The organism is Bradyrhizobium sp. CSA207 (assembly GCF_029051685.1).
In the GTDB taxonomy this organism is placed as follows: Bacteria; Pseudomonadota; Alphaproteobacteria; order Rhizobiales; family Xanthobacteraceae; genus Bradyrhizobium.
Genome location: NZ_JAACFT010000046.1, coordinates 1 through 21,494, shown reverse-complemented (window position 1 = coordinate 21,494; position 21,494 = coordinate 1). Strand labels below are relative to the sequence as shown.

The window sequence follows — 21,494 nt, the reverse complement described above, 5'->3', positions numbered from 1 at the left end:
CGAAGGACGCGATGCGTGCCCGAAATCCGACGCCGACGCAAACATGTCAGGTTACCTACAGGGGACCTTACTGGGCGTGTGGATGTTTTTCAAAGCTTTGTCATGTGCTTAGTGCGTGCGGACAGCCTGGCACGGTGATTGCTAACTAAGGTGAACCGACAAGGTCGGTAACTTTGGAGAGTATCATGGCGCTATGCATTAAGTCCCCGGCTCCTTCGCTCAAAGTCGAAAACTGGCTGCGTGGCGAGCCCCTCACGAACTTCCAGTCAGGGAAAGTGTACATCGTCGAATTTTGGGCAAGTTGGTGCGGCCCATGTGTGGAGGCGATGCCTCATCTGATAGAGCTGCAAGCAAAATACAAAGACGAAGGGGTTGAGGTCGTCGGAGTCGCAGCTAATGAAAAAGCACCAACGGCGGATGAGGCTCGCACCAAGTTGGACGCATGGTTGACTGAAAAGTTCTCAAATCTGAACTATCGAATCGGGTTCGACAGTACAGGCGAAATGAACAAGCTTTGGATGGATGCCAGCTCTTCTCTTACGATTCCGACATCGTTCGTCGTCGACCGCGACGGCCACATTGCCTTTATTGATAATGCGATCCAAATCGACGACGTCTTGCCGAAAATTATCAACGGCACTTGGCGCAGCAGCGATCAAGCTAAAGCCGCCGAAGCGAAACGGATTGCGGAAAACCAACGCGTGGCGCGCGAAGACTCAATCCGCCGGACAATTCGATCGGCGATAAAAGCAAAGGATTGGCCGGCAGCGCTCTCAGCGGTCGAAGAGAGCATTGCCACGATGCCGGACAATCTCGAGTTCCGCGAGATTCATGCGGATCTGTTGCTTCACAAAATGCGCGACACGGCGACCGGGTTCCAGGTCTTACGCCAACTGGTTCGAGATGCGATTGACAAACACTCAGAGGCTGTGTGGGGGCTGAATATCGTGATGAGGCAACTCTTCGATCCGGATCACGATAGGGCCTACCTTCCGCGTGCGGAGCGCTTTGCGATCGGCAGGGATGTGTCGGAACATATCCTCAATCCTGGGCAAGCCAACGGCCTCGACTTCTATTCTTATGGGGTGGTCGCTCAGTATTACTACGAGAGTGGTGACAAGCAACGCGCGATCGAGCTGATCGAGCGGGCAATGACATGGCTAGACGATCCGAAAGTGCCGGACGGTGCGAAAGAGCATTATATGCCGAAGTTGCTCCAAACCTTGGCCACCTACAGGGGCGAGAAGGTTTGTTGCAGCGGGTCTTGTTCGATTTCGCAGGAAAAGTCTCCTGGAGCTCCCAAAGTGCAGCCGCAGGAAGAGACATGAAGAAAGATGTTAATCGAAGATGCACGATCGGGGCTATGTAAGCGCCTTCGAAGCACTCGCGACCAGCGGAACGTCTAGGATCATTTAGGCGATTGCGACACGCAAGTCACAAGGAAAGCCTAGCCCACAACAAGCGATGCGACGCCCTGCGGCCCTTCTTTGCTGGGTGTCTCGTCACTAGTTGTATTCAGGGGATGCCGCTGCCCGTTTTACATGCGCGGTTTTGTAGCTCGAAATCATCAGTCGGCTACTCACATCGAGCACTACTCACGTGGTTATGTCCGCCTCGCCCGCACAAACGGCGCCTTCGAAGAACTCAAATGCACGGTCCGAGGAACCAGTATCGACGTTACATCTGACCGTCTTCGTCCGGTTGCGCCGCCGCAGACCTTGATCCAGTGCTCTGTTGGGCTACGATAGACCTGAACAGAAACTTGTTGTCCCTTAAAAAGGAGGTGGCCGAGTTCAGGCAATGCTGAAGGCGTACTTGAGAATGTCCGATCTCGAATGCTTCAAACCATTAATCCGTGGCTCTTCAATATCAATTGTTGGGGCAACTGTACTGCATAAGTCGCCGCCATGTTCGCGACCACCAAGCGCACGACCAAAACCACCACGGCCTTCTGGGCCCGGGGAGGCGTGCGCGCGTAGTCGTCGACTGAACGCGTCAGCTCTACCGAAGCCCCGCCCACGATGGTCCGGGGCTTTTTTGTTGTCTGGATCTTGATGCAATGGAGGAGAATGTGAGTAACGATCCCGTCGTCGCGATTGTCGGCGTCACCGGTGCGGTGGGCGCCGAATTCATCGCCACCATGGACAAGTGCGGCTTTCGCGTTAGCAAGCTCAAGGCCTTGGCGAGCGCCCGCTCGGCCGGCAAGACGATATCGTTCCGGGGCAAGGACGTCGTTATCGAGGAATTGACCGAGCGCGCTTTCGACGGCGTCGACATAGCCCTGTTCTCTGCCGGCAGCGGCATTTCGAAGCAGTACGCGCCAATCGCGGTCAAGGCCGGAGCGGTCGTGGTCGACAACTCCTCCGCCTTCCGGATGGATCCGAACGTGCCGCTGGTGATCCCCGAGATCAACGCGAACCGCATCCGCGACCACAAGGGCATCATCGCCAACCCGAACTGCGCCGCGATCACCGCGCTGGTGCCGCTCTGGCCGATCCACCAGAACAACCGCATCAAGCGCTTGATCATCTCGACCTACCAGGCCGCCAGCGGCGCCGGCGCCGCGGCAATGGATGAGCTTGTCGAGTCCACCCGCGCCAATCTCAACGGGCAGGTCTATACGCCCAAGGTGATGCCGCACCCCTATGCCTTCAACCTCTTCAACCACAACACCGCGATCGATCCCGAGACCGGCTATAATGATGAGGAGACCAAGGTCATCAAGGAGACCCACAAGATCTTCGAGGATGACAAGATCGCGATCGGCGTCACCTGCGTGCGCGTGCCGGTGCTGCGCGCCCATTGCGAGGCCATCACCTTCGAATGCGAAAAGCCGATCAGCGAGGACCAGGTCCGCACCATCATGGCGCAGGCACCCGGCGTAAGGGTCGTCGACGACCGCGCGAACAACTACTTCCCGATGCCGATCGATGCCTCCGGTCAGGACAACGTCCTGGTCGGCCGGATCCGCAAGGATTTCAGCGATCCCTCAGGGCATTCGATCTCGATGTTCGTGGCGGCCGATCAGCTGCTCAAGGGCGCGGCTCTGAACGCGGTGCAGATCGCGGAGCTGTTGCTGGGCCTGTAATCAGGCGCACCCCGAGTCGACAGCTCTAAGCTTCGGTGAAAGCAAACGCCTCGGGTCAGCATCGTGAGCCTCAATCCTTAGAAGCGGGCCGCAAACGATAGGATGCGCACAGCGGCAACAGAAGAGTGCCTGTGCGTGTGAGAGGCCCGCCCGTCTAGGCAACCGTTTCCAAGATGCTCGCTCAAATGACATCATTCCTGCCAATCCGAATTGTGGCAAATGTCGCATGAGGTTCTGCTCAAATCCGTCGAAAACTGTCGCCAGAACGCAGAATTCGCCTACTGCACCTATCTCCCACACGAACCGCGCCGACAACCAAGTTACAAGGACAGAACTGTCAGCTTGAGCGCCACTCCCCTGCGTAGCAAGCACGTGCTAGAGACACGATCAAGAAGGGAACGGCTTGCAGGGCACTGCTGGCGCCCGCGTGATGCGACCGGGCTGTCTGGATTCCTGCTCGGCAATCCGATTGAATTCAAGGGTGGCATCGGTCATATTGTGATATCTTTGAGCTGGGGATCACATTTTCTGGGGTGCCGATACCACCGGCTTTTCGGAGATCTGCCAGACCGTTTGTCCGAACGATACCGGCACGCGCGCACATATCGCGTCGAAAACTGATGGAGGCCGCCAGCAGAGGCGAGAGGACGCGCGAACGCCTCAAGGCTGTTGGCTTCGAAGCGCTTCGCCAAACGCCACATTATGTGGCGGTCGGCGTCACGCAGGTTAACTTCCAGGTCATCGTTTTGAGGGTTTTGGTGAGCTACCCTGACGGTTTCGCGCGCCCATGGCAGAGCTGAAGCGGCGCGATAAGGCGGTTTTGGCGACGAGCGGTCGCGATGAGGCCGACCGCACCAAGAGAGTGGCCACTCGTGTGCCGAACCTCGACATCTTTTCTCAGCGCCTTGTTGAGCGCGTAAACGAAGGATGGCCCATCACGAAGAAAGGACGCGCGCTACTCGAAAGCGCTACGCTTTGCCGCCTGACGAGACAAGTTCCTACACGCGCTTGCCGGAACGACCGCTCATGCGGAGATCTGTTCCTCTTCCGATCCAGGCAATGCCTCCTAAGTCGTGCTCGCGCAGCGGATTTAAGCCCCGCGGCGGGCAAGTTTGCAACCACCTGAGTACGATGCCCGGGAAGACGCAGCATTTAACGAGCCAATTATTGCGAAGGTCGCAAGAGCAGTGGCCCGTTGCACGATGCTCGGGGAGGCTAGTGATCCGGGGCACAACCAAGCGAAGCGCTGCTGTGAGGCTCCTTGCGAGTGTCACGACAGCACTGCTTGTTAACAACATTGGAGCGAGTGCAGCCGAATGTTTACGCGAAGATGCGTTCGGTACGGCCCGCGTTCTCAGTGTCAATGCCAAGACTAATCCACGGGTCAGACTAATAGCTTTTCTCTGAGTCTGCCGCTTTCCAAGCACTGGAGTGCGTGCGCGTAGCGTTCTTTTTGTGCTCGGCAAGTCGCGGTTGAAGTCCCCAAGCTCGTGCGTCGCGCCGCCGCGGACGGCCGCACATCGCCGCATCACAGCTAGTCCCATCTAATGTTGTCCAAGATCTCTTCGATCAGGCGAAGGAGGCGGCATGATGACTGGCGTGACATTTGGTCCGGCCACTCTGCTCGAGGAAGACAAACCTGTGCGGACATCGAAAGCCGAGCGAACAAACCAGCCTAAAATCTATTGCGCTGACCTCGATCGTATCGTGCAGATCGCCATCGTGCCACAAGGCCCCAATCAGCGAACCGCGGCGTCCGCGGAACACGAAGACATCTCCGACGAACGGATCGCCACCAAGGCTTCCTGCACCAACAATGACAAGCCCTGCATGCCCTTGCGCATGTCGGTCTAGCCGGCAGCAATCAGATGCGTGCGTTCGAAGATATCGGAATGATCGACTTTCCAGAAGCTGCAGCACCCGCGCCAGGAGCGAACGCATGTGCCAGAGATCCTTGCCCGGGAAGGCGCGGCAGTTCTTACCGAACGGCTAGCTCGCGAACAGCGCCTGCATCTTCGTACCAATTGCGGAGGCGATGAAAATTGACCGCCAATACAGAATCTTACTGATGGCAATTCCAAATGCGCTGGAGCAGGAGCGCGGGCGTCTGGTAGGCGCAATGGCTGACTCTAGCGCGCATGTTCACGGCAAGAAGTTCGCCAAGATCGAATTCGAGCGACTCCTCATCAACTCAGGTGTCACCTCCGAGGAGAAAGACGATATTTTCATGTCGTCTGCCTAGATGGACACGATCGAAATCACACGCCAGACAACCGAACGGCTGCATCTTGCGGCCGCGCAAAACCGAAGAGATAACGTGGGCCGTTGGCATGACGACCGAATCGTCACCTTGTCACAGGTCGGCGATCGCATCTTTCCGATCCACACAAAGGATCTACCGCGGATCAGGCCCCGCGGTTGTCACCGCTGCTGCACTTCTTGCAGGGTGATGCGCTCACGCATCACATGCACAGGTAGAAATTAACTTTGAGTTGTGCTTACCTTGTGACATTCTTTCAGTTGCTTGAAGCAAATCTTTTCATGGGAGAAAACATGAGCAGGCACTCTGGCTTCCATTATTGCGTATTTGCCGCTCTTACGGCGCTTTGCTTGCAAACTTCCACAGCGAGAGCGGTGCCGAAATCCAGTGCCGGCACCGTCATTCTCGGTGTAACCGCCTATCAGGATTCAGAGGACAAGACTCAGTTCTGGTACCTTCCGATTGCGATGGACGTCCTGCTCGGCGAACGTCTTAAGACCTTTAGGGCCACGCACTTCGGTATTGGCCGATCTTACTTTGTCCAAGCGGCCTCGGGAGAAGTCACCAGTCGCGCAGGCGCGATCCTGTCGGGTACGTTCCGGATCGACATGAGCTCGGATCAGAGGAATAGGTTGATCGCGCAAATCACCAATGATTTCCAGATTGCAAATCCGAAGTTGTTGCCGGTCAAACTTACTGACGTTCAAGTGGCTTCCTGCAGCACACAGATCGCCCAACCGCGCAGCGTCCGAATCGCCGGCCTCCGTTCCTTAAACATCAGCATCGAATTCGCTCCTGCCGGGACGAATCCTTACGCCCCTTGCTCGTTCCGCGCGGTTAGCACGGGTCAGGGATTCGAAATTGCCCGGGCAGCAGCTTGTCCATCTGTTCCGTTGGCCTAGTGCACAAGGTTACCCGAAGATGGCGGTGACCAACCAAGCGTTTTTCGATGGGCTGTCGGATGCGGGCTACAAGGACGGTGGCACGATGGCCGTCGTCTTCCGGACAGCCGAAGGCAACATGGGTCGCATGCCCCAACTGATCGCGCAGGTTTTGGCGGAAAAGGTCGATTACCTAGTCGTGTCCAGCTCTCCCGGATGTGCGGCGGCGCAGAAAGCGACGTCGACTTTGCCGGCTGGCGTCGTTTAGAAAGCACCGTGCTCGGCATTCAAAATCGTTGGAAACAGTCGTCTTCCCAGATCGATCAATCAATTCGCTCAGCGTTCGCGCCGATGATGGCCGCTTGATATGATCGACCTCCCCTCGCCGATATTTCGTCCAACACATTCCTGTACGAAAACTGACTAGCGATATGATCCCGCAATTCGGGATGGTCGCGGAGGACTGCGCTATTGAACGATCGCTAGTGGCGCAAAGCGGCCCGTCACGCCATGTCTGCTCCTGGCGGCAATGATCGGCCCGAGTTCCAGCCCGATGATGAGGAAGGCCAGCACATTTAAAACCAGCACGGCCGTGTCCCAAACTGCGTAGGAGGAATGCGGAGCCGAGCTGGGACGTAAGCCCAACGCCTGCGCTGAGGCCGCAGGCGACACCTCAAGGGCGGTGCCGCACGATCCGGACGGTCAGGCAGCTGCCTCAAAGAAGGGCCGGAGCCGGCTACCACGCTGCAACCTTTCCCCGCGTTTGCGCTGGCAGGGCTGCAACGTGCTGTGCCCAGCGCTGAAGTGCCTCGCGCATCTCGGTTGCATACCGAGCGCGGTTATATACCCCGGCAACGCCAGCCCGATGGCCGCTGACGTGGTTTAGGATAGCCTCCACGATGTGTGGCAACACGCCAAGCCGATCGGCCATCAGCGTGGACGCCGATCTCCGAAGATCGTGAACTGTCCAGTGGGGCAGGGGTTCGCCCAGGGCTTCCGCGATCCGTGCATCAATTGCCGTCTTTGACTTGGACCAGCCCGAGAAACCACGATGCGGGTCACCGCTACGTCGGGGCCCGTCACCAAAAAGGAAGTCTCGGCCGTTTCGGCGGTGCGGTAGTACGGCTAAGGCGGCGGGAACCAATGGTAGAGAATGCTCGCGACGGTTCTTGGTTCGGGCGCTTGGCAGCGTCCAGAACCCCGAAAAGGTGTCAAGTTCGGCCCATTGCATGCTGCCCACTTCGTCACGGCGTTGTGCTGTGAGCAGCAACAAACGCACAATGCGTCCGTAATCGTCATCGCCACAGGCGTGCCAGATGGCTGATAGCTCCGTCTCCGTGAGGACCCGTTCGCGGCTTCCCGGCTGCGCGGGTCGGTTAGTGCCGAGAACCGGGTTCGCAGCGATCTCAAGGCCCTCGCGTATTGCCCAGTTGAACATTGAGGACAGGGCTGTACGAGCGCGGGCTGCTGAGACCGCTCCATGAACTGATGCGAAATCAGCGATACGAGCCGAGATATGGCGGCGAGTGATCTGGAAGACCGAGACCGGATGCAGGGGGTTCCAACTGACCAACAAGTAACGTTCTATCTCCGAATAGGTCCGGGGCTTCAGCCTTTGTTTGGCGTTCGCGAGATATTGATCCGCGATTGCTCGGAGGGTGTCGGCCGCCTGCAGGCGCGCCTTGGCTTTCTCGTCCGCCGGGTCTTTGCCATTCGCAACCAAGCCCAAAAGCCGCTTGGCCTCCTTGCGTGCAAGCTCTGGTGTCCAAGGGGCGCCGTGAGGACCGATGGTCACGAAGCGCTGCCGACCGAACACTCGGTACTTGAGAACGTAGGTCGCTTGATCGCGTTGACGCCGAACGCCAAAGCCCCGCACCGCTTCGCGGTGGTCTGCGTCCCAAATAGTCTCGCCCGGCTTCAGTGCTCGCACTGCGCGGATCGTTATATTTGAGACAGCCATCGATCACCTCTGTAGCTACCACATAGCTACCACCATAGCGCCAATTGCAGCGCAGGTAAGGCGGGAGGCGGCGGGCTTGTTCGTTGATAATACTGTGATTTTCGTACGAAAGGCGGGATTGGCGTACTACCGGCGAAGTCGTCGCGGTGTCTGTGGAACAGGAGGTCGGTGGTTCGAGCCCACCCAACTGTACCAGTACAGTTGAATTGTCCTGCAACTCCGGCATCTTACTGATAGATCTGACGTATTTGCGCCGCCTAAAATACAAAAGGCTGCACAAATGGCGTTGCGAATGGTCGCGTTAGATCGAGCTGCTGATGGCCGGTGGTTTGCTCGCAAGGGCAATCCTGAAGATGTCCGCGAGGAGTACCAAAGCCTCTACGGCCACAGGCGCGAAGCTCACCTCAAGCTCGCCGCCGACACGCCTAAGCACGAGGCAAAAGCCCGCCTTGGGGAGTGGGAGGCGGAGATTGAAATGCGTATCGCCGCCCTGCGAGCGCAAAGGAATGGCGAGGGTCAACCACTCACCAAGCTCAACGCAATCGTAACAAGGCCCACACGAGGACACCACGCACACTTCGGAATCCCAGCGATTCAAATTTGCATGGCTGGTGGGGGGCGGGCGCGCCCATTCACCAATGCGGGTGTTCCTTGAGGAGAAACCTTATCTCAACTTGCCAGCCGTGGGCTTGGCCAACTACTCCTCAGCGAGGGCATAGGTTGGGGAATCATCTGAAATGCGCATTGTCGTGTTGGCTGTGGGGCTGGTCTTGCTGTCCGGTTGCGTAAGCAGCGAGGATGCTGGCGTTAGAGCAGCCAAGATGGAGGCTCAGGACGACGCTTCATGCAGACAGTTGGCGACCGGCAAGGGGGCTGACGCCTATACACAGTGTCGCAAAAACCTTCTTTACTATCGCCAGCAAGCGGCCGTCGAGGATCAGCAGAAGGCGGAGCGCTCCCGGCGGGTCTCCGAGGGACTAATGGAAATGAGCCGGTCGCTCCAGAGTATCAATCCGCCGCCGCAGGAAGTGAACGTCAACGTCACATGCACCTTCGGGTGTCGCTAGTCTTCATGGTGCTGGCGAAAGCGGCGCACGGGGGATAGAGCGGTTTGACCCTCCACCTTGCTCCCTTGAGGAAGAACCTCGGTAGTGCCTTGTCTTCAATCGCTGGAGCCGCAACCTATCGCTAGATATTCAAGGGGCGGGGCAGTCACATGATACAGAACATTTCCTTAAACTTGGAGCCCTACGAGTGGCGTCAATCGCTCAGAGCCGAGCACGAGCGCCGCAACAAGGGTCGTGGGTTACAAGTGGCGACCCGCGTTCTTAGGTGCTCGGACTTCGAACTCCTCAACACGGACGCAAAACTCGACGGCCTAACTATCCACCTCAGCGTCACGGAGGGTGAGCCTCCCCTACTGGAGGATGGCATCGGGTCGTTCGTCTTTATCGAAAGGCAACGGGGCGGATACGACTACGGTCCAATGGAGGCCATGGTCAACGGACGATTCTTCTTGGATAGTGACCTGTACAACGAACTCTGGTCGCAGGTGGCCGCTGACTGCTACTCGAACTGCACCATCACAGCCACGGTCGGGCCCGTCCCCTTTCGATCAGGAGGTTGGGAGTGGGACGTTAAGGCAAGCAAAAAGCTGCGCATCGAAGACGTGTCGGTCACGTTCTCACGGGTATCCGGACGTCCTGTTGAGTGTCTTGATAAAGAGCTTTTCCGAGTTTCAGTCTTGGCTCGATACTGCTGCGACAAACCCTTCAACTAAGACAAGCTTTTGGAAGAAGCTATTTGGCTCCGTTCCAAACCGGCCCGGGTTCAACCGGATCGAAACAAAAGCGTTGTCGGCCGAATTCGGCAAGGTGATCAAAGGGCTCGAAATACTGCTGCATGCTGCGGAGGAAATGAAGTTCAAAGCTACAGCAGGAGCTGAAAGCTCAGATGAAGTGAAAGGCAGCGTCTCCGGAAAGCTGCCGTATGTAGGATCGGAACTCTCAACTTCGCAAAGCGACAGGACCCGATCGGAGGTGCAGAGCGAGTATTCCTCCAGAAAGATTGAAGTACTTCACCGGAACATAATGAACTATCAGCAGCTCTTCGTGAGGCTTTCGGCGCTTGCGGGCGGCCCATCCTATCTGCTTCTCGACGATCTGTATCACCTACGCTTGGAAGACCAAGCCAATGTCGTCGACTATTTTCACAGAATTGCCAAGGGGACCAACCTCTGGCTCAAGGTTGGGACGATTAGGCACCGCTCGCGATGGTATGTGCATGGTCAACCACCGCTAGGTATGAAGCTGGGCGACGATGCAGATGAGGTCGATCTCGATGTCACCCTTGAGAGATATGAGGTGACGAAGGCCTTCTTGCTGAAGGTCCTCGGTCAGTTCGCGACTGAGGCGTCCGTCTCGCTATCAGACATGATGGCAGACGGAGCGCGTGATCGGTTGGTATTGGCGAGCGGCGGCGTTGCCCGCGACTTCCTTACGATATTCAGCAAATCGATCCAGGTCGCGCGCGAGAGACTACTCGGGGGCAAAGACGCACGGGGTCCGAAAGTCGGCGTCGAAGATGTCAACCGTGCGGCGGGTCAACAGGGAGCTTTCAAAGAAGAGGATTTCACGAGGGATACGGGCACGACTGAGGACCGCGATCGTTTACAGTCGGTCTTCCGCAAGATTGTCGATTTTTGCATAGAAAAAAATGCAAACTGCATTTTAGTCGAGAAAGACCTGACGACACCTGAGACCGAAACGATCAATGAACTCGTCGATCTAAAATATCTTCATCGCGCCAAGCTCCGCGTAACTGTTCGAGACCGCGGCCGGGTCGGTAGAGCGTTTGACGCTTATATGCTTGATCTGAGTATGTACACGGGCGCTCGGGCGCGAAGAGAGTTCGAAATAATAAAGTTTTGGGGTTCAGGTTCAGACGACGCGCTTCGACGAGCAGGCTTGATATACATTGACAGGCAGGCTGCGTAGCTTCAGGCATACAAGCGACAGCAGACGCAGTTCAGTTTCCAAGGAATTACGGTGACAGTGCACTAAACCAAACGGTGCACGAAGCTTCACGGCCAGCATCCTCAATCTGTCGGACTGTGCTTGAATGGATCTGCAGATATTATCAGCCCTAGGCTGGCTGGCGGAGGACGAATCGCGGATCGACCGGCTGACCGCAAAAATGTTCGGCGATACCGCGAAGTCGCACCGCTGGCCGCGCAAGCCCAAGAGGCTGCTTCGCGGGGAAGCGCCGCTGGCTTACCTCGCGACGGAGGCGCATCCGCGTGTCGCATGCGGCGCGCTATCCCCACGACTCGCGGCTGTTCGAACGAAGGACGGGCAATGATTCGGGAAACGGCGCCAAAGAGCGCATTATACTCATTTCGCGAACTGCGTATACCTCGCGTTTGGTTGGCTTTGAGCTTCGCGACGACAACGCGCGATGAGCTAAATTCGCTCGATCGCGCTAGTCTTTCCCGATGTCAGGGATCACTTGGTCATACGGCCTATCGAAATCTATCATTACGCGGCCTGGTATCTTGTTTATCTCCAAATTTCTGATCAAAAACGCACGAGCTCCGAATTTGTTGCGGTATTCTTGACCTGCAGCATCCCAGTTCGTGTACTCACAGTACTTTGCGGAAGGTAGATCGCAGCGATCCACTCTCGGATTTTGAGAGAATCCAAGAGGATGCCAGTCGTGCGAGATGCTTCCGACGAACGCAAGCGCGGAGTAGGTCGAACTCTTGCAGGCGAGTTCGTACGTTAGTGCGCAGTAATGCGGATACTTGTCCAAGAAGCTCTCTAACTTGTAGGACGGAATGCTGGTAACTGCGAGATCCCGCAATTCCTCACTGTTCAGCGCATTCGTGCCGTCCAAGAGTTTCTTTGAGAGCTGCGTCTGTATCTCCCTGCGATCCTCGATTTCCTTTACAACCTGAAGAAGGCCCCGCGAGTTGGCGGGAAATAGTGATATGTTCAGAGGAAAGATGATGGCGGAAACACGCTTGATGTTCTTCTTGCTTTGCCCGACCTTGGCCAAAGCATCGGCTACCTTGTAACCGACCAATTCGTCGTAGCTTGCAACGAAAGAGTATAGTTGGTCAGAAGGCCCCAACTTGGTAAGGCGGTCGAGCGCCAGCCCAGGCTCCTCTCCTGGATCATAAGAGATCAGGCGGATTACCTTTTTCACTTCTGTGTTTTCTTGAAGATTTTTGAACGCTCCGTCGGTGGACATTTTGGGTATGGATACAGCGTTTAACAGCGCCACACTCGGTCCAGCAGCGGAGAAGATCATGCCGCCTATTAGCGAGAAAAATAGAACGGTCTTCATTGATCGGGAAAATTCGTCCGGTTTAGATCTTGCCGCTTTGTAAGCAAAGCCGACCGCGACCACGAGAAGGGTCAGCCCAACGACTGAAAGAAACGTGCTGGACGATGACCCCGTCACAAGCTTGAAAATGGTGCTTAGGCTATCGATAATCTCTTTGATATCCATGTCGTGACTCCTGAAATAACTGAGCCAACCCGATAAGGCGGTCACTAAAGATGCGGGTGCCTCGCCTCAAAATTGGAGTGCGATACGAAAAGGTAAGGAGGCAATGAGAGCGTGACGCCATGCGCGTCCACCGAGCCGCTAGAAACTCCTTAAGATACCACCCTGTGGTTGCTACGGAAAGCTCAAAAATGCGGGCCTTATGCGCGGTCTCGGAGACGAAAGCGAAACGGCGCCGCCGCATAGCCGGCCGCGATCAGGGCAAAGACCGGCGCGACGATCAACACGGTTGCCCTGCACTCCTCACCTGAGGGGATTTGAGCCGACCACCCACGCGTCCTCGATCATGCCATCATGCCCCTGTTTTGCCCGACAAGTCAAAGCGGCTTCGTAAAATCCGTAAAATCTGTAGGTGGCGCCAGGGCTTGGCTACTGTGCATGGGGTTGTTTTCGCGCTTTTAGTTTGGGCGGTCACGGGGGCGCCGGGAGCGTGGAGACAATCTGCGCCTCACAAGAAAATGCCCGGGTCTGGTCCCGGGCAATCTCGTCCTTCACCGCTCGTGTGGCCCCTATGCCCCCACCATCGGCATGCGCGGGTATTCACCCGGCGTGCCGGCGGGCGTGATCGGGATGCCGCCGTCGGAATATTCGTTGAGCTTGTTGCGCAGGGTGCGGATCGAGATGCCGAGGATGTTGGCGGCATGGGTCCGGTTGCCGAGGCAGTGCTTCAGCGTCTCCAGGATCAGGTCGCGTTCGACATCGGCGACGGTGCGGCCGACCAGGGCTCGCGTGACCTGCTCGGCGGCGAACGTGGCATGCGCGACCGCAGGCGGGGTTTTGGCGAGGTCGAGGCGGTCGCCGTCCGGGGTGAGGATCGCATCGGGCCCGATCTCGTCGCCCTGCGCCATCAGCACCGAGCGGTGCATGGTGTTTTCGAGCTCGCGAACGTTGCCCTGCCAGCGGTTGGCGGCGAGCACCCGGCGCGCCTCGGCCGAAATGGGGCGCAGCGGAACGCCGTTGGCGTCGGCGTACTTCTTCACGAAATGCTGGGCGAGCTCGAGAATATCGGCGGGACGCTCGCGCAGCGGCGGGATCTTCAGGTTGACGACGTTGAGGCGGAACAGCAAATCCTCGCGGAACGTACCCTCGCGCACGGCGTCCACCAAATTGCGGTTCGAGGTCGCGATGATGCGGATGTCGACGGCTACAGGCCTGGTGCCGCCGACGCGGTCGATCACGCGCTCCTGGATGGCGCGCAGCAGCTTCGATTGCAGGCGGACGTCCATCTCCGAGATTTCGTCCAGCAGCAGCGTTCCGCCGGTCGCTTCCTCGAACTTGCCGATGCGGCGGGCGATCGCGCCGGTGAAGGCGCCCTTCTCGTGGCCGAACAGTTCGGACTCCAGGAGGTGCTCGGGGATCGCGGCACAGTTGATCGAGATGAAGGGCCGCTTGGCGCGCGCCGAGCGCATATGGACGTAGCGGGCCAGCACTTCCTTGCCGGTGCCCGACTCGCCGGTGATCATCACCGAGGCGTCGGAGCCGGCGATCTGCTGCGCCAGCTTGATGACCTTCGCCATCGCCTCGTCGCGATAGATCAGCTCGCGGGAATCGTTGGCGACGGCGGCCAGCACCGCGGCGATCAGCTCCGGATCCGGCGGCAGCGGGATGTATTCCTTGGCGCCGGCATGGATCGCGGCGACCGCGGCGCGGGCGTCGTTGGTGATGCCGCAGGCGACTATCGGGGCGTGGATGTGTTCGGCTTCCAGCCGCATCACGAGGTCGCGGATGTCGAGGGCGACGTCGACCAGCAGCAGGTCGGCGCCCTTGCCGCCGCGCAGCACCCGCATCGCCTGATCGTGATCCTCGGCATGGGTCACGGTGGCGCCGTTCTCCATCGCGATCTTGGTGGCGGTGGTGAGCTGGCCCTTCAATGTGCCAACGATGAGAAGCCGCATGTCAGTCTCCTGTCCGTCTGGTCGCGCTGCCCGCGCGCTATTCCCTGTTAACCGCGTTCGGTCCTGATGATTTCGGTCATGGTCACGCCGAGCTTGTCCTCGACCAGGACGACTTCGCCGCGCGCGACCAGCTTGTTGTTGACGTAGATGTCGATGGCCTCGCCGACGCGCCGGTCGAGCTCGAGCACGGTGCCGGGCCCGAGCTTGAGCAGCTCGCCGACATCCATCTTGGAGCGGCCGAGCACGGCCGAGACCTGCACCGGCACGTCGAAGACGGCTTCGAGGTCGGCGGCGACGCGCGAAGCGTATTCGTCCTCGGTGTAGCCGATGTCGGTGCCGGCCGGCGGCATCGGGCCGTTGAGGTCGGGCAGCGGGACCTGTCCGTCGGTGTCGCTCATGGCTTAATTCCCCCTGCGGGACGCGGTGTAGCGTCCGACGAGTTCATCGACCTTGGTCGCGATGGCGCCGCGCTCCAGCACGACGCCTCCATCGGCCCATTCGATCCGGCAATCGCCGGTCGCAATCTCGGGCTCGGCCAGGATCACCAGCCGGCCTTCGAAGCCGCTCTGCTTGGCCAGCCGCTCGATCTTCTCGCGCGCGGCCTCGTACAGCGCGTCGTTGATGCGGACGACGAGGTGCGGCGTCGCGACCAGATGCGAGAAGCAGTCCTTGACCAGCGCTACGATCTCGCCGAGCGGCTCGGCGGCGACCAGGTCGGCGCACAGCTTGCGCGCCACCGCGACCGCGACGTCGACCGCCTCGGTCTCCATCTTGCTCTCGATATTGCCGATGCCCGATGCGATGCCGCGGATCGCGATGTTGATCTCTTCCATGGCGAGCGCAACACGGCGGTCGCTCTCGGCCTTGGCCTCGCGCTGGCCGGCGGCAAAGCCGTCCTGGTAGGCGCGCGCCTCGGCTTCCGCGACCTTCTGCGCGATCTCGACCGCGGTCGCAGCCTTCTCGCGCGTCCGGTCCGGCGCGGCGAAGTCGGTATCGAACAGGAATTTTGCCGGAGCGCCCATCAGTACACCAGCTCGTCGTCGGCGCGGTTCTTGGTCAGCATGATCTCGCCCTTGGCGGCGAGGTCCTTGGCGAGGTTGACCAGCAGCGCCTGGGCCTCGTCGACGTCGCGCAGCCGAACCGGGCCCATTGCCGCCATGTCGTCCTGCAGCATCTTGGCAGCGCGCGAGGACATGTTGCCGAAGAAGAAGTTGCGGACGTCCTCGTTGGCGCTCTTGAGCGCGACGCCGAGCTTGTCCTTGTCGACGTTGCGCATCAAGGTCTGGGCCGAGCCGGAATCCAGCTTCACGAGGTCGTCGAAGGTGAACATCAGCGCCTTGATGCGCTCGGCGGATTCGCGGTTGTCTTCTTCGAGCGAGGTGATGAAGCGGGTTTCGGTCTGGCGGTCGAAATTGTTGAAGATTTCCGCCATCACCTCGTGGGCGTCGCGGCGGCGGGTCTGGGATAGGTTGGACATGAATTCGGTGCGCAGCGTCTTTTCCACGCTCTCGATCACCTCCTTCTGCACCGCCTCCATCTTCAGCATGCGGTTGATGACGTCGAGCGCGAGCTCCTCAGGCAGGATGCCGAGCACGCGCGCGGCGTGCTCCGACTTCAGCTTCGAAAGCACCACGGCGATGGTCTGCGGGTATTCGTTCTTGAGGTAGTTGGCGAGAACCTCTTCCTGCACGTTGGAGAGTTTTTCCCACATGTTGCGGCCGGCGGGACCGCGGATTTCGTCCATGATGCCGTTGACGCGCTCGGGCGGCAGGTACTGCTGGAGCAGCCGCTCGGTGGCGTCGAAATTGCCCATCAGCGCGCCTGAGGCCGACATGCGCGAGACGAATTCGAGCAGCATGTCCTCGACCGTGTCGACTTCGACCGTGCCGAGCGTCGACATCTCCAGTGAGAGCTGGCGCACCTCGTCGTCGTCGAGCAGCCCCCAGATCTTGCCGCCATACTGCTCGCCGAGCGCCAGCATCAGGATCGCGGCGCGGCGCGGACCGGTCAATTGCTCGGCCGCCTTGCCGTCCTTGGCCCGGGTGTTGGCACGCTGACCGAGCGTGGAGATCACGCTGGTGATGTCGTTCGAGTTGGCGTTTTGCAAAGCGGCGGCCATGTCAGATCTCGTCTCGAATCATTTCGCGGGTTCGGTCAGCCATTGGCGGATGATGGCGACGGTTTCGTTGGGGTTGCGCTCGGCGAGCTCGCCGACGCGATGAACGGACTGGGCGTGGACCTGACCCTGGACGGTGGCGACGTCGATTGCGCTCGCGGCGCCGCTCGGCAGCAGCGCCTGGGACGGAGCCTCTTCCGAGGCGGCGGGGCCGGTGAGGACGCCGGAGATCGCGGCGGCGACCTCGTCGGAGGCGAGGATGCGCCTGACCAGCGGCCGGATCACCATGAACAGCACGACCAGGCCGAGCAGCATCATGACGCCGAGCTCGACGAAGTACATGACGTCGTCCTTGGTGAACTGGAGCATGCCGAGGAAGCCACTCGGCTCGGCGATCGGAGCCGTGGAGGGCGCGTCGGCAAAGCGCAGATTGACGACCTCGACCTGATCGCCGCGCTTCTGGTCGAAGCCGATCGCCGAGCGCACCAGCGTGGAGATGCGGTCGAGCTGCTCCTTGGTGCGGTCCTGATAGGCCAGCTCGCCCTTGTCGTTCTTGGAGTAGATGCCGTCGACCAGGACCGCGACCGAGATGCGGTTGACCCGGCCGGCCTCGGTCACCTCGGTCTTGGTGGTGCGGGAGATCTCGTAATTGTTGGTCTCTTCGGACTTCTTGCTCTGGTCCTTGGCCGCGACACCGCTGTTCTGCTGGTTGCCCGGCAGCTCGTTGTTGACGGTGACCTGGCCGTTGTTGTCGGCGGTCATGCTCTGCTCTTCGCGGGTCTGGCTCGAGCGCAGCACGCGGCCCTCGGGATCGAACTTGTCCGAGGTCTGGGTGATCTTGTTGAAGTCGAAATCGGCCGAGAGCTGGACGCGGGCGCGGCCGGAGCCGACCACGGAGGAGACGATGTCCTCGACCTGCTTGCGCATCCGCTTCTCGAAGGCGGTGCGGCGCTCGTCGCCGACCGCCTGCTCGGGATCGGTCTGGGCGCCGTCGGCGAGCAGCTGGCCGGCCTCGTCCACGATCGAGACCCGCTGCGGCTTCAAGCCGTTGACGGCGGAGGCGACGAGGTGGCGGATGGCGCGGATCTGCGTCGCTTCCAGCGCGCCGCGGACCCGGACCACGATCGAGGCCGACGGCTCCGGCGCCTCGCGCGCGAACAGTGGGCGCTCGGGCAGCACGAGGTGGACGCGGGCGGCCTGGATGCGGTCGATGGCGCGGATGGTGCGGGCGAGCTCGCCTTCCAGGGCGCGCAGATGATTGATGTTTTGGACGAAGCTGGTGGTGCCGAGCGCGTCCGACTTGTCGAACACCTCGTAGCCGACCCCGCCGCCCTTGGGCAGGCCACCCTCGGCGAGCTTCATCCTGAGACGGGTGACCTTGTCCTTCGGCACCATGATGATGGTGCCCTCGTTGCGCAGCTCGAACTGGATGCCCTGGCGCTCCAGGTCCTTGATGATGCCCGAGGAGTCCTCGACGCTGAGGTCGGTGAACAGGGTCGTCATCTGCGGCGTCGTGACGCGCATGATCACGAACGCGAAAAAGCCGACGAGCGCGGCGGTGACCGCGATCATCGCCCCGAACCGGGCGGCGCCGATACCCTTCAAAAAGTCCGCAAGACCTTGCAAGCAACCGCCCCAGAAGATTCGGCTGCTTTCCCAGGAAAGGCCGACTGGGCAATTATTGCCTAGGTGATGGTTTCGATATGGTTAACGAAGGTTAAGAGCTCTGACAAAAGTCGTGTCATGAAAAAAATCGGCCTCGCAGGGCGAGGCCGATTTTCGTCAAAAGCCGCAGATTTCCGGATCGCTTACTGGCGATATTGCTGAATGCGGGTGGTGCGAAGCCCCGCAAGACCGTGCTGGTCGATGGAAAACTGCCAGGAGAGGAATTCGTCGACCGTCAGGGTGTAACGACTGCAGGCCTCCTCGAGGGACAGGAGTCCGCCACGAACGGCGGCGACGACCTCGGCCTTGCGGCGGATGACCCAGCGTTTGGTGCCGGGTGCAGGCAGATCCGCGATCGTCAACGGACTACCGTCCGGCCCGATGACGTATTTTACCCTCGGGCGATGGGGTTCTGTCATGGCGTACTCACAAACTCTCAACCACTGAACTCACGCCATAACCCTACGCGCGGCGGCTTAAAAATCCGCTAAGCCTAAGGCTTCAATACAATTCTCGTTGAAACTTGCGGGAACGCAGCCGTCTCGGCCGGCGGAACGGGTGCGTCCGGGCCGTTCGAGGGTGTTCGTAAATACTTTACTAACGAAAATAGCGTGTCAGGCGAGGCGCCGCCTCAGTTGCTGCTGGAGCTGACGATGCTCTTCACCTGGCTGACGGTGTAGGTCTGGCCGTCGATGGTCAGAAGCGGCGGCGACTGGGTCAGGTCGACGGACGACACCGTGCCCTGGACCTGCGCGGCGATGCCGACATTGTTGCCCGAGAGGTCCTTGCCCGTGGCCGTGATCGTGTACTTGCCGTCGGGCCATTGCGTGCCGTCATTGCCCTGGCCGTTCCAGGTGAAGGGAATGTCGCTGCCGGCGGCGGCGGTGTATTTGCCGGTGAACACGGTCTGGCCGGTGCTGTTGGTCACCGAAATGTCGACCGTCGAGCTGCTGGGAACGTTGAGGTGCCAGGTCGCGGACGAGCTCTTCATCGTCGCAGTCGAGCCGTCGACCACGGCGGTCTTGCCGACGAAGCCGAGCGCCTGGGTCGCCTGCGTGGTCTGTTGCAGGGTGACGAGCTGGGACAGCGAATCGTTGGTCTTGAGCTGCTGCTCGACGCCGGCGAACTGCACCAGCTGCTGGGTGAACTGGTTGGTGTCGAGCGGATCGAGCGGATTCTGGTTCTGCAGCTGCGTCGTCAGCAGCGTCAGGAAGGTCTGGAAGTTGCCGGCCAGCGTCGCTCCCGTGTTCGAGCTCAGGGAATTCGACGAGGAAGATTTCGGGAGGTCGGTCGTTCCGGAGACGACCGCGGGTGCGGTGGCGCTATTCGTGGTGGTCATGGCGGATACTCCTCAAACTCTGATGTCGACGCCGCTGCTCGACCCGAGCATGCGGCCGTAGCCGCGGCCCACGGGCGCGGCGGGAGCTGCGTCTTCGTCGCTAATGATCAGCCGGCGAGCATTGCCGTTGTTGTCGTTGCCCTGGCCGGAGTTCTGGCCCGACGAATTATGGTCGCGCAGGCTGAACGAAAGCCCGTTGCTGCCGGTCTTGAGGCCGGCATCGTCGAGCGCGCGCTGCAATTGCGGCGCGTCCTGCTTCAGCATCGACAGCGTTTCCGGCTTCTCGACGGTGAGATGCGAGGTGACCTGGCCGTTGCGGTCGACATTGATGCGCACGTCGATGCGGCCGAGCTCGGCCGGATCGAGGCTGATGTCGAACCGGGTCTTGCCGGCGCGTGCGGCGGCGACGATCTCGATCGGCACGCCGTTGATCGGCACGGCGGTGTTGGTCGCTGCAGTCGCAGTGAGTGTCGCGGTGGAGGCGGTCGCCGCCGAAGTCGTATTGGTCAGCGGCGCCTGCACGGAGGAGGCGGCCTGCGCGCTGGCGTCTGGTGCGGCGATTGCGGCCTGCGCGCCTGCATGAGCGTGCGTCGTCGGCGCAGCCGGGGCCGCATCGGCGCTGTGGTCGGAGGCGGCCTTTGCATCGCTTGCGCCGGCGTCGGCTTGAGGCGTGGCGGCTTGGGGATGCGCGGCGGCGTTCGCCGCGGTCGCCGGATTTTGCGCCGTGGCGGCGTCGGTCTTGCCGGCGTCCTGGCCGATATTGGCGGCGTCGGCCTGCGCAGTGGCGGCGGCCTTGAACGAGGTTTTCGGCGTGCCCGGATCGACGGCGGCAATCAGCCCGCCGTTCGCCTTCGCATCGGCTGCGCCAGCGTCGCTTGTGCCGGTCGCGGCCTCCGCCAGCGTCGTCGTGGTGTCCGCGTCGACTTTGGCGCCGGCCGTCTTGGCGCTCTTGTCGCTCGCCGTCGCGGTATCGGTCTTGGTGCCTGCGATCTGCGCCGCGGTCGAGGCGCTGGCGGCGATGCCGGCAGCCGCAATCGTCAGCGGCGAGGCGGCGGTGTTGGCGGCCTGGTTCGCGTTCGGATCGGCCGGCACCACGGGCGCGGCGATCACGATCGCGTTCGGATCGGGCACGGCCGCCTGCGCCACGTCGGTCTGGGCGGCGGCTGCGGCATCCACGGCGGCGGCAAGGCCATCGGTGCCGCCGGTCTCGTCACCCTTGGTGTCGTCGGATGTGTCGGCCGATTTGGTGCCGGACGCCTCGGACTCGTCCTTGGTCTTGCCGGGCGCCTTGGCCGGATCGATCGCGGTATCGCCATCGGTCGCCACAGGCGTGTCGCTGTCGTCGCCCGCCCTGCTCTGGGAGGAGGAGTCGGTGGAGGGCGCCTCGCGCGGGGCCTTGTCGGAGGCGGACGACGCGGAATCGCTGCGCCGCGGCGCGGCGTCCTGCGGCTGCGCGCTGTTGCTGATCGCCTGGGTGTTGCTGTCGACCAGCGAACCGAAGGAGTCGGTGGAGTCTTTCGGGCTCTGCGACCGGGCAGTCTTCTGCTGCGCGCTGGAGACCTGCACGCTGGCAGCTACATCTGACGTCACACCAACCACAGGCGAACCCCTCGAAAGCATCTTCGGACCCAGAGGTAGCAAGGAGCGGGCCAGCCTCGCGAAGAGGTATTTTATCTTATTATATCAATGGCTTGATGAATCGGCCCCGGCGTCCCAATGCC

20 protein-coding genes and 1 pseudogene are annotated in these 21,494 nt (G+C 60.4%); 11 read left to right on the top strand and 10 right to left on the bottom strand.

Annotated elements, in window-relative coordinates; all coding sequences use genetic code 11:
- Positions 1–185 precede the first annotated feature (185 nt).
- The 7 genes and pseudogenes from GWG65_RS35540 to GWG65_RS35505 all read left to right on the top strand — a co-directional run bounded on the left by GWG65_RS35540 (position 186) and on the right by GWG65_RS35505 (position 6,497).
- On the top strand, positions 186–1,328 hold the full coding sequence (locus GWG65_RS35540; protein ID WP_148742522.1) for a TlpA disulfide reductase family protein: 1,143 nt from the start codon (positions 186–188) through the stop codon (positions 1,326–1,328).
- A 731-nt stretch (positions 1,329–2,059) separates the two neighbouring features.
- Positions 2,060–3,088 carry an aspartate-semialdehyde dehydrogenase gene (locus GWG65_RS35535; protein WP_275200097.1) on the top strand — a complete coding sequence of 343 codons (1,029 nt, stop codon included), beginning with the start codon at positions 2,060–2,062 and terminating at the stop codon, positions 3,086–3,088.
- A 704-nt stretch (positions 3,089–3,792) separates the two neighbouring features.
- Positions 3,793–4,052 (top strand): annotated as a pseudogene (locus GWG65_RS35530) (hypothetical protein); the annotation flags it as partial.
- A 623-nt stretch (positions 4,053–4,675) separates the two neighbouring features.
- Positions 4,676–4,942: a hypothetical protein gene (locus tag GWG65_RS35520; protein ID WP_148742520.1), complete on the top strand. Its 267-nt coding sequence runs from the start codon at positions 4,676–4,678 to the stop codon at positions 4,940–4,942.
- A 181-nt stretch (positions 4,943–5,123) separates the two neighbouring features.
- Positions 5,124–5,330: a hypothetical protein gene (locus GWG65_RS35515; protein ID WP_187436171.1), complete on the top strand. Its 207-nt coding sequence runs from the start codon at positions 5,124–5,126 to the stop codon at positions 5,328–5,330.
- A gap of 263 nt (positions 5,331–5,593) precedes the next feature.
- A complete protein-coding gene (locus GWG65_RS35510; RefSeq protein WP_275200096.1) occupies positions 5,594–6,250 on the top strand; it encodes a hypothetical protein in 657 nt (218 codons plus the stop codon).
- Between the two features lie 19 nt (positions 6,251–6,269).
- Positions 6,270–6,497, top strand: a complete 228-nt coding sequence (locus GWG65_RS35505) for an ABC transporter substrate binding protein (protein WP_148742518.1) — start codon at positions 6,270–6,272, stop codon at positions 6,495–6,497.
- 468 nt (positions 6,498–6,965) lie between these two features.
- On the opposite strand, the gene GWG65_RS35500 is transcribed toward GWG65_RS35505, so the two are convergent.
- A complete protein-coding gene (locus GWG65_RS35500; protein ID WP_148742517.1) occupies positions 6,966–8,189 on the bottom strand; it encodes a site-specific integrase in 1,224 nt (407 codons plus the stop codon).
- A 737-nt stretch (positions 8,190–8,926) separates the two neighbouring features.
- On the opposite strand from GWG65_RS35500, the gene GWG65_RS35495 reads away from it, so the two are divergent.
- The 4 genes from GWG65_RS35495 (at position 8,927) to GWG65_RS35480 (ending at position 11,549) form a co-directional block, all read left to right on the top strand.
- Positions 8,927–9,256, top strand: coding sequence for a hypothetical protein (locus GWG65_RS35495; RefSeq protein WP_275200094.1), 330 nt, complete (start codon positions 8,927–8,929; stop codon positions 9,254–9,256).
- 149 nt (positions 9,257–9,405) lie between these two features.
- The gene (locus GWG65_RS35490) at positions 9,406–9,969 is read left to right on the top strand and encodes a hypothetical protein (RefSeq protein ID WP_275200093.1); all 564 of its coding nucleotides are present in this window, start codon (positions 9,406–9,408) and stop codon (positions 9,967–9,969) included.
- A complete protein-coding gene (locus GWG65_RS35485) occupies positions 9,896–11,185 on the top strand; it encodes a hypothetical protein (RefSeq protein WP_275200091.1) in 1,290 nt (429 codons plus the stop codon). Before GWG65_RS35490 ends, GWG65_RS35485 begins: the two co-directional genes overlap by 74 nt.
- Positions 11,186–11,309: 124 nt before the next feature.
- Positions 11,310–11,549, top strand: a complete 240-nt coding sequence (locus GWG65_RS35480) for an antitoxin Xre/MbcA/ParS toxin-binding domain-containing protein (RefSeq protein ID WP_275200090.1) — start codon at positions 11,310–11,312, stop codon at positions 11,547–11,549.
- Positions 11,550–11,669: 120 nt separating this feature from the next.
- Here the strand turns inward: GWG65_RS35480 and GWG65_RS35475 are convergent, their stop codons facing one another.
- The 9 genes from GWG65_RS35475 to GWG65_RS35435 all read right to left on the bottom strand — a co-directional run bounded on the left by GWG65_RS35475 (position 11,670) and on the right by GWG65_RS35435 (position 21,372).
- Positions 11,670–12,701 (bottom strand): hypothetical protein, encoded by a 1,032-nt coding sequence (locus GWG65_RS35475; RefSeq protein ID WP_275200089.1) that lies wholly within the window; start codon positions 12,699–12,701, stop codon positions 11,670–11,672.
- 566 nt (positions 12,702–13,267) lie between these two features.
- Positions 13,268–14,653 (bottom strand): sigma-54 dependent transcriptional regulator, encoded by a 1,386-nt coding sequence (locus tag GWG65_RS35470; RefSeq protein WP_275200088.1) that lies wholly within the window; start codon positions 14,651–14,653, stop codon positions 13,268–13,270.
- Between the two features lie 47 nt (positions 14,654–14,700).
- Positions 14,701–15,051, bottom strand: coding sequence for a flagellar motor switch protein FliN (gene fliN / locus GWG65_RS35465; protein ID WP_247384857.1), 351 nt, complete (start codon positions 15,049–15,051; stop codon positions 14,701–14,703).
- 3 nt (positions 15,052–15,054) lie between these two features.
- On the bottom strand, positions 15,055–15,675 hold the full coding sequence (locus GWG65_RS35460) for a FliH/SctL family protein (RefSeq protein WP_275200086.1): 621 nt from the start codon (positions 15,673–15,675) through the stop codon (positions 15,055–15,057).
- Entirely contained in the window at positions 15,675–16,772 is a 1,098-nt protein-coding gene (fliG, locus tag GWG65_RS35455) for a flagellar motor switch protein FliG (protein ID WP_148742506.1), read from the bottom strand. The genes GWG65_RS35460 and fliG overlap by 1 nt, the downstream gene beginning before the upstream one ends.
- Before the next feature lie 18 nt (positions 16,773–16,790).
- Positions 16,791–18,395 carry a flagellar basal-body MS-ring/collar protein FliF gene (gene fliF, locus GWG65_RS35450; RefSeq protein ID WP_275200085.1) on the bottom strand — a complete coding sequence of 535 codons (1,605 nt, stop codon included), beginning with the start codon at positions 18,393–18,395 and terminating at the stop codon, positions 16,791–16,793.
- A gap of 182 nt (positions 18,396–18,577) precedes the next feature.
- Positions 18,578–18,853, bottom strand: a complete 276-nt coding sequence (locus tag GWG65_RS35445; protein ID WP_002714638.1) for a DUF1153 domain-containing protein — start codon at positions 18,851–18,853, stop codon at positions 18,578–18,580.
- 212 nt (positions 18,854–19,065) lie between these two features.
- Positions 19,066–19,773 carry a flagellar hook capping FlgD N-terminal domain-containing protein gene (locus tag GWG65_RS35440; protein ID WP_275200081.1) on the bottom strand — a complete coding sequence of 236 codons (708 nt, stop codon included), beginning with the start codon at positions 19,771–19,773 and terminating at the stop codon, positions 19,066–19,068.
- A gap of 12 nt (positions 19,774–19,785) precedes the next feature.
- Positions 19,786–21,372, bottom strand: a complete 1,587-nt coding sequence (locus GWG65_RS35435) for a flagellar hook-length control protein FliK (RefSeq protein WP_275200080.1) — start codon at positions 21,370–21,372, stop codon at positions 19,786–19,788.
- Positions 21,373–21,494 lie beyond the last annotated feature (122 nt).

What these genes read in the sequence shown, in the direction of transcription:
- GWG65_RS35540 (WP_148742522.1), top strand. Translation starts at nt 186, where the DNA reads ATGGCGCTATGCATTAAGTCCCCGGCTCCTTCGCTCAAAGTCGAAAAC.
- GWG65_RS35535 (WP_275200097.1), top strand. Translation starts at nt 2,060, where the DNA reads ATGGAGGAGAATGTGAGTAACGATCCCGTCGTCGCGATTGTCGGCGTC.
- GWG65_RS35520 (WP_148742520.1), top strand. Translation starts at nt 4,676, where the DNA reads ATGATGACTGGCGTGACATTTGGTCCGGCCACTCTGCTCGAGGAAGAC.
- GWG65_RS35515 (WP_187436171.1), top strand. Translation starts at nt 5,124, where the DNA reads ATGAAAATTGACCGCCAATACAGAATCTTACTGATGGCAATTCCAAAT.
- GWG65_RS35505 (WP_148742518.1), top strand. Translation starts at nt 6,270, where the DNA reads ATGGCGGTGACCAACCAAGCGTTTTTCGATGGGCTGTCGGATGCGGGC.
- GWG65_RS35500 (WP_148742517.1), bottom strand. Translation starts at nt 8,189, where the DNA reads ATGGCTGTCTCAAATATAACGATCCGCGCAGTGCGAGCACTGAAGCCG.
- GWG65_RS35495 (WP_275200094.1), top strand. Translation starts at nt 8,927, where the DNA reads ATGCGCATTGTCGTGTTGGCTGTGGGGCTGGTCTTGCTGTCCGGTTGC.
- GWG65_RS35490 (WP_275200093.1), top strand. Translation starts at nt 9,406, where the DNA reads ATGATACAGAACATTTCCTTAAACTTGGAGCCCTACGAGTGGCGTCAA.
- GWG65_RS35480 (WP_275200090.1), top strand. Translation starts at nt 11,310, where the DNA reads ATGGATCTGCAGATATTATCAGCCCTAGGCTGGCTGGCGGAGGACGAA.
- GWG65_RS35475 (WP_275200089.1), bottom strand. Translation starts at nt 12,701, where the DNA reads ATGGATATCAAAGAGATTATCGATAGCCTAAGCACCATTTTCAAGCTT.
- GWG65_RS35470 (WP_275200088.1), bottom strand. Translation starts at nt 14,653, where the DNA reads ATGCGGCTTCTCATCGTTGGCACATTGAAGGGCCAGCTCACCACCGCC.
- fliN (WP_247384857.1), bottom strand. Translation starts at nt 15,051, where the DNA reads ATGAGCGACACCGACGGACAGGTCCCGCTGCCCGACCTCAACGGCCCG.
- GWG65_RS35460 (WP_275200086.1), bottom strand. Translation starts at nt 15,675, where the DNA reads ATGGGCGCTCCGGCAAAATTCCTGTTCGATACCGACTTCGCCGCGCCG.
- fliG (WP_148742506.1), bottom strand. Translation starts at nt 16,772, where the DNA reads ATGGCCGCCGCTTTGCAAAACGCCAACTCGAACGACATCACCAGCGTG.
- GWG65_RS35445 (WP_002714638.1), bottom strand. Translation starts at nt 18,853, where the DNA reads ATGACAGAACCCCATCGCCCGAGGGTAAAATACGTCATCGGGCCGGAC.
- GWG65_RS35440 (WP_275200081.1), bottom strand. Translation starts at nt 19,773, where the DNA reads ATGACCACCACGAATAGCGCCACCGCACCCGCGGTCGTCTCCGGAACG.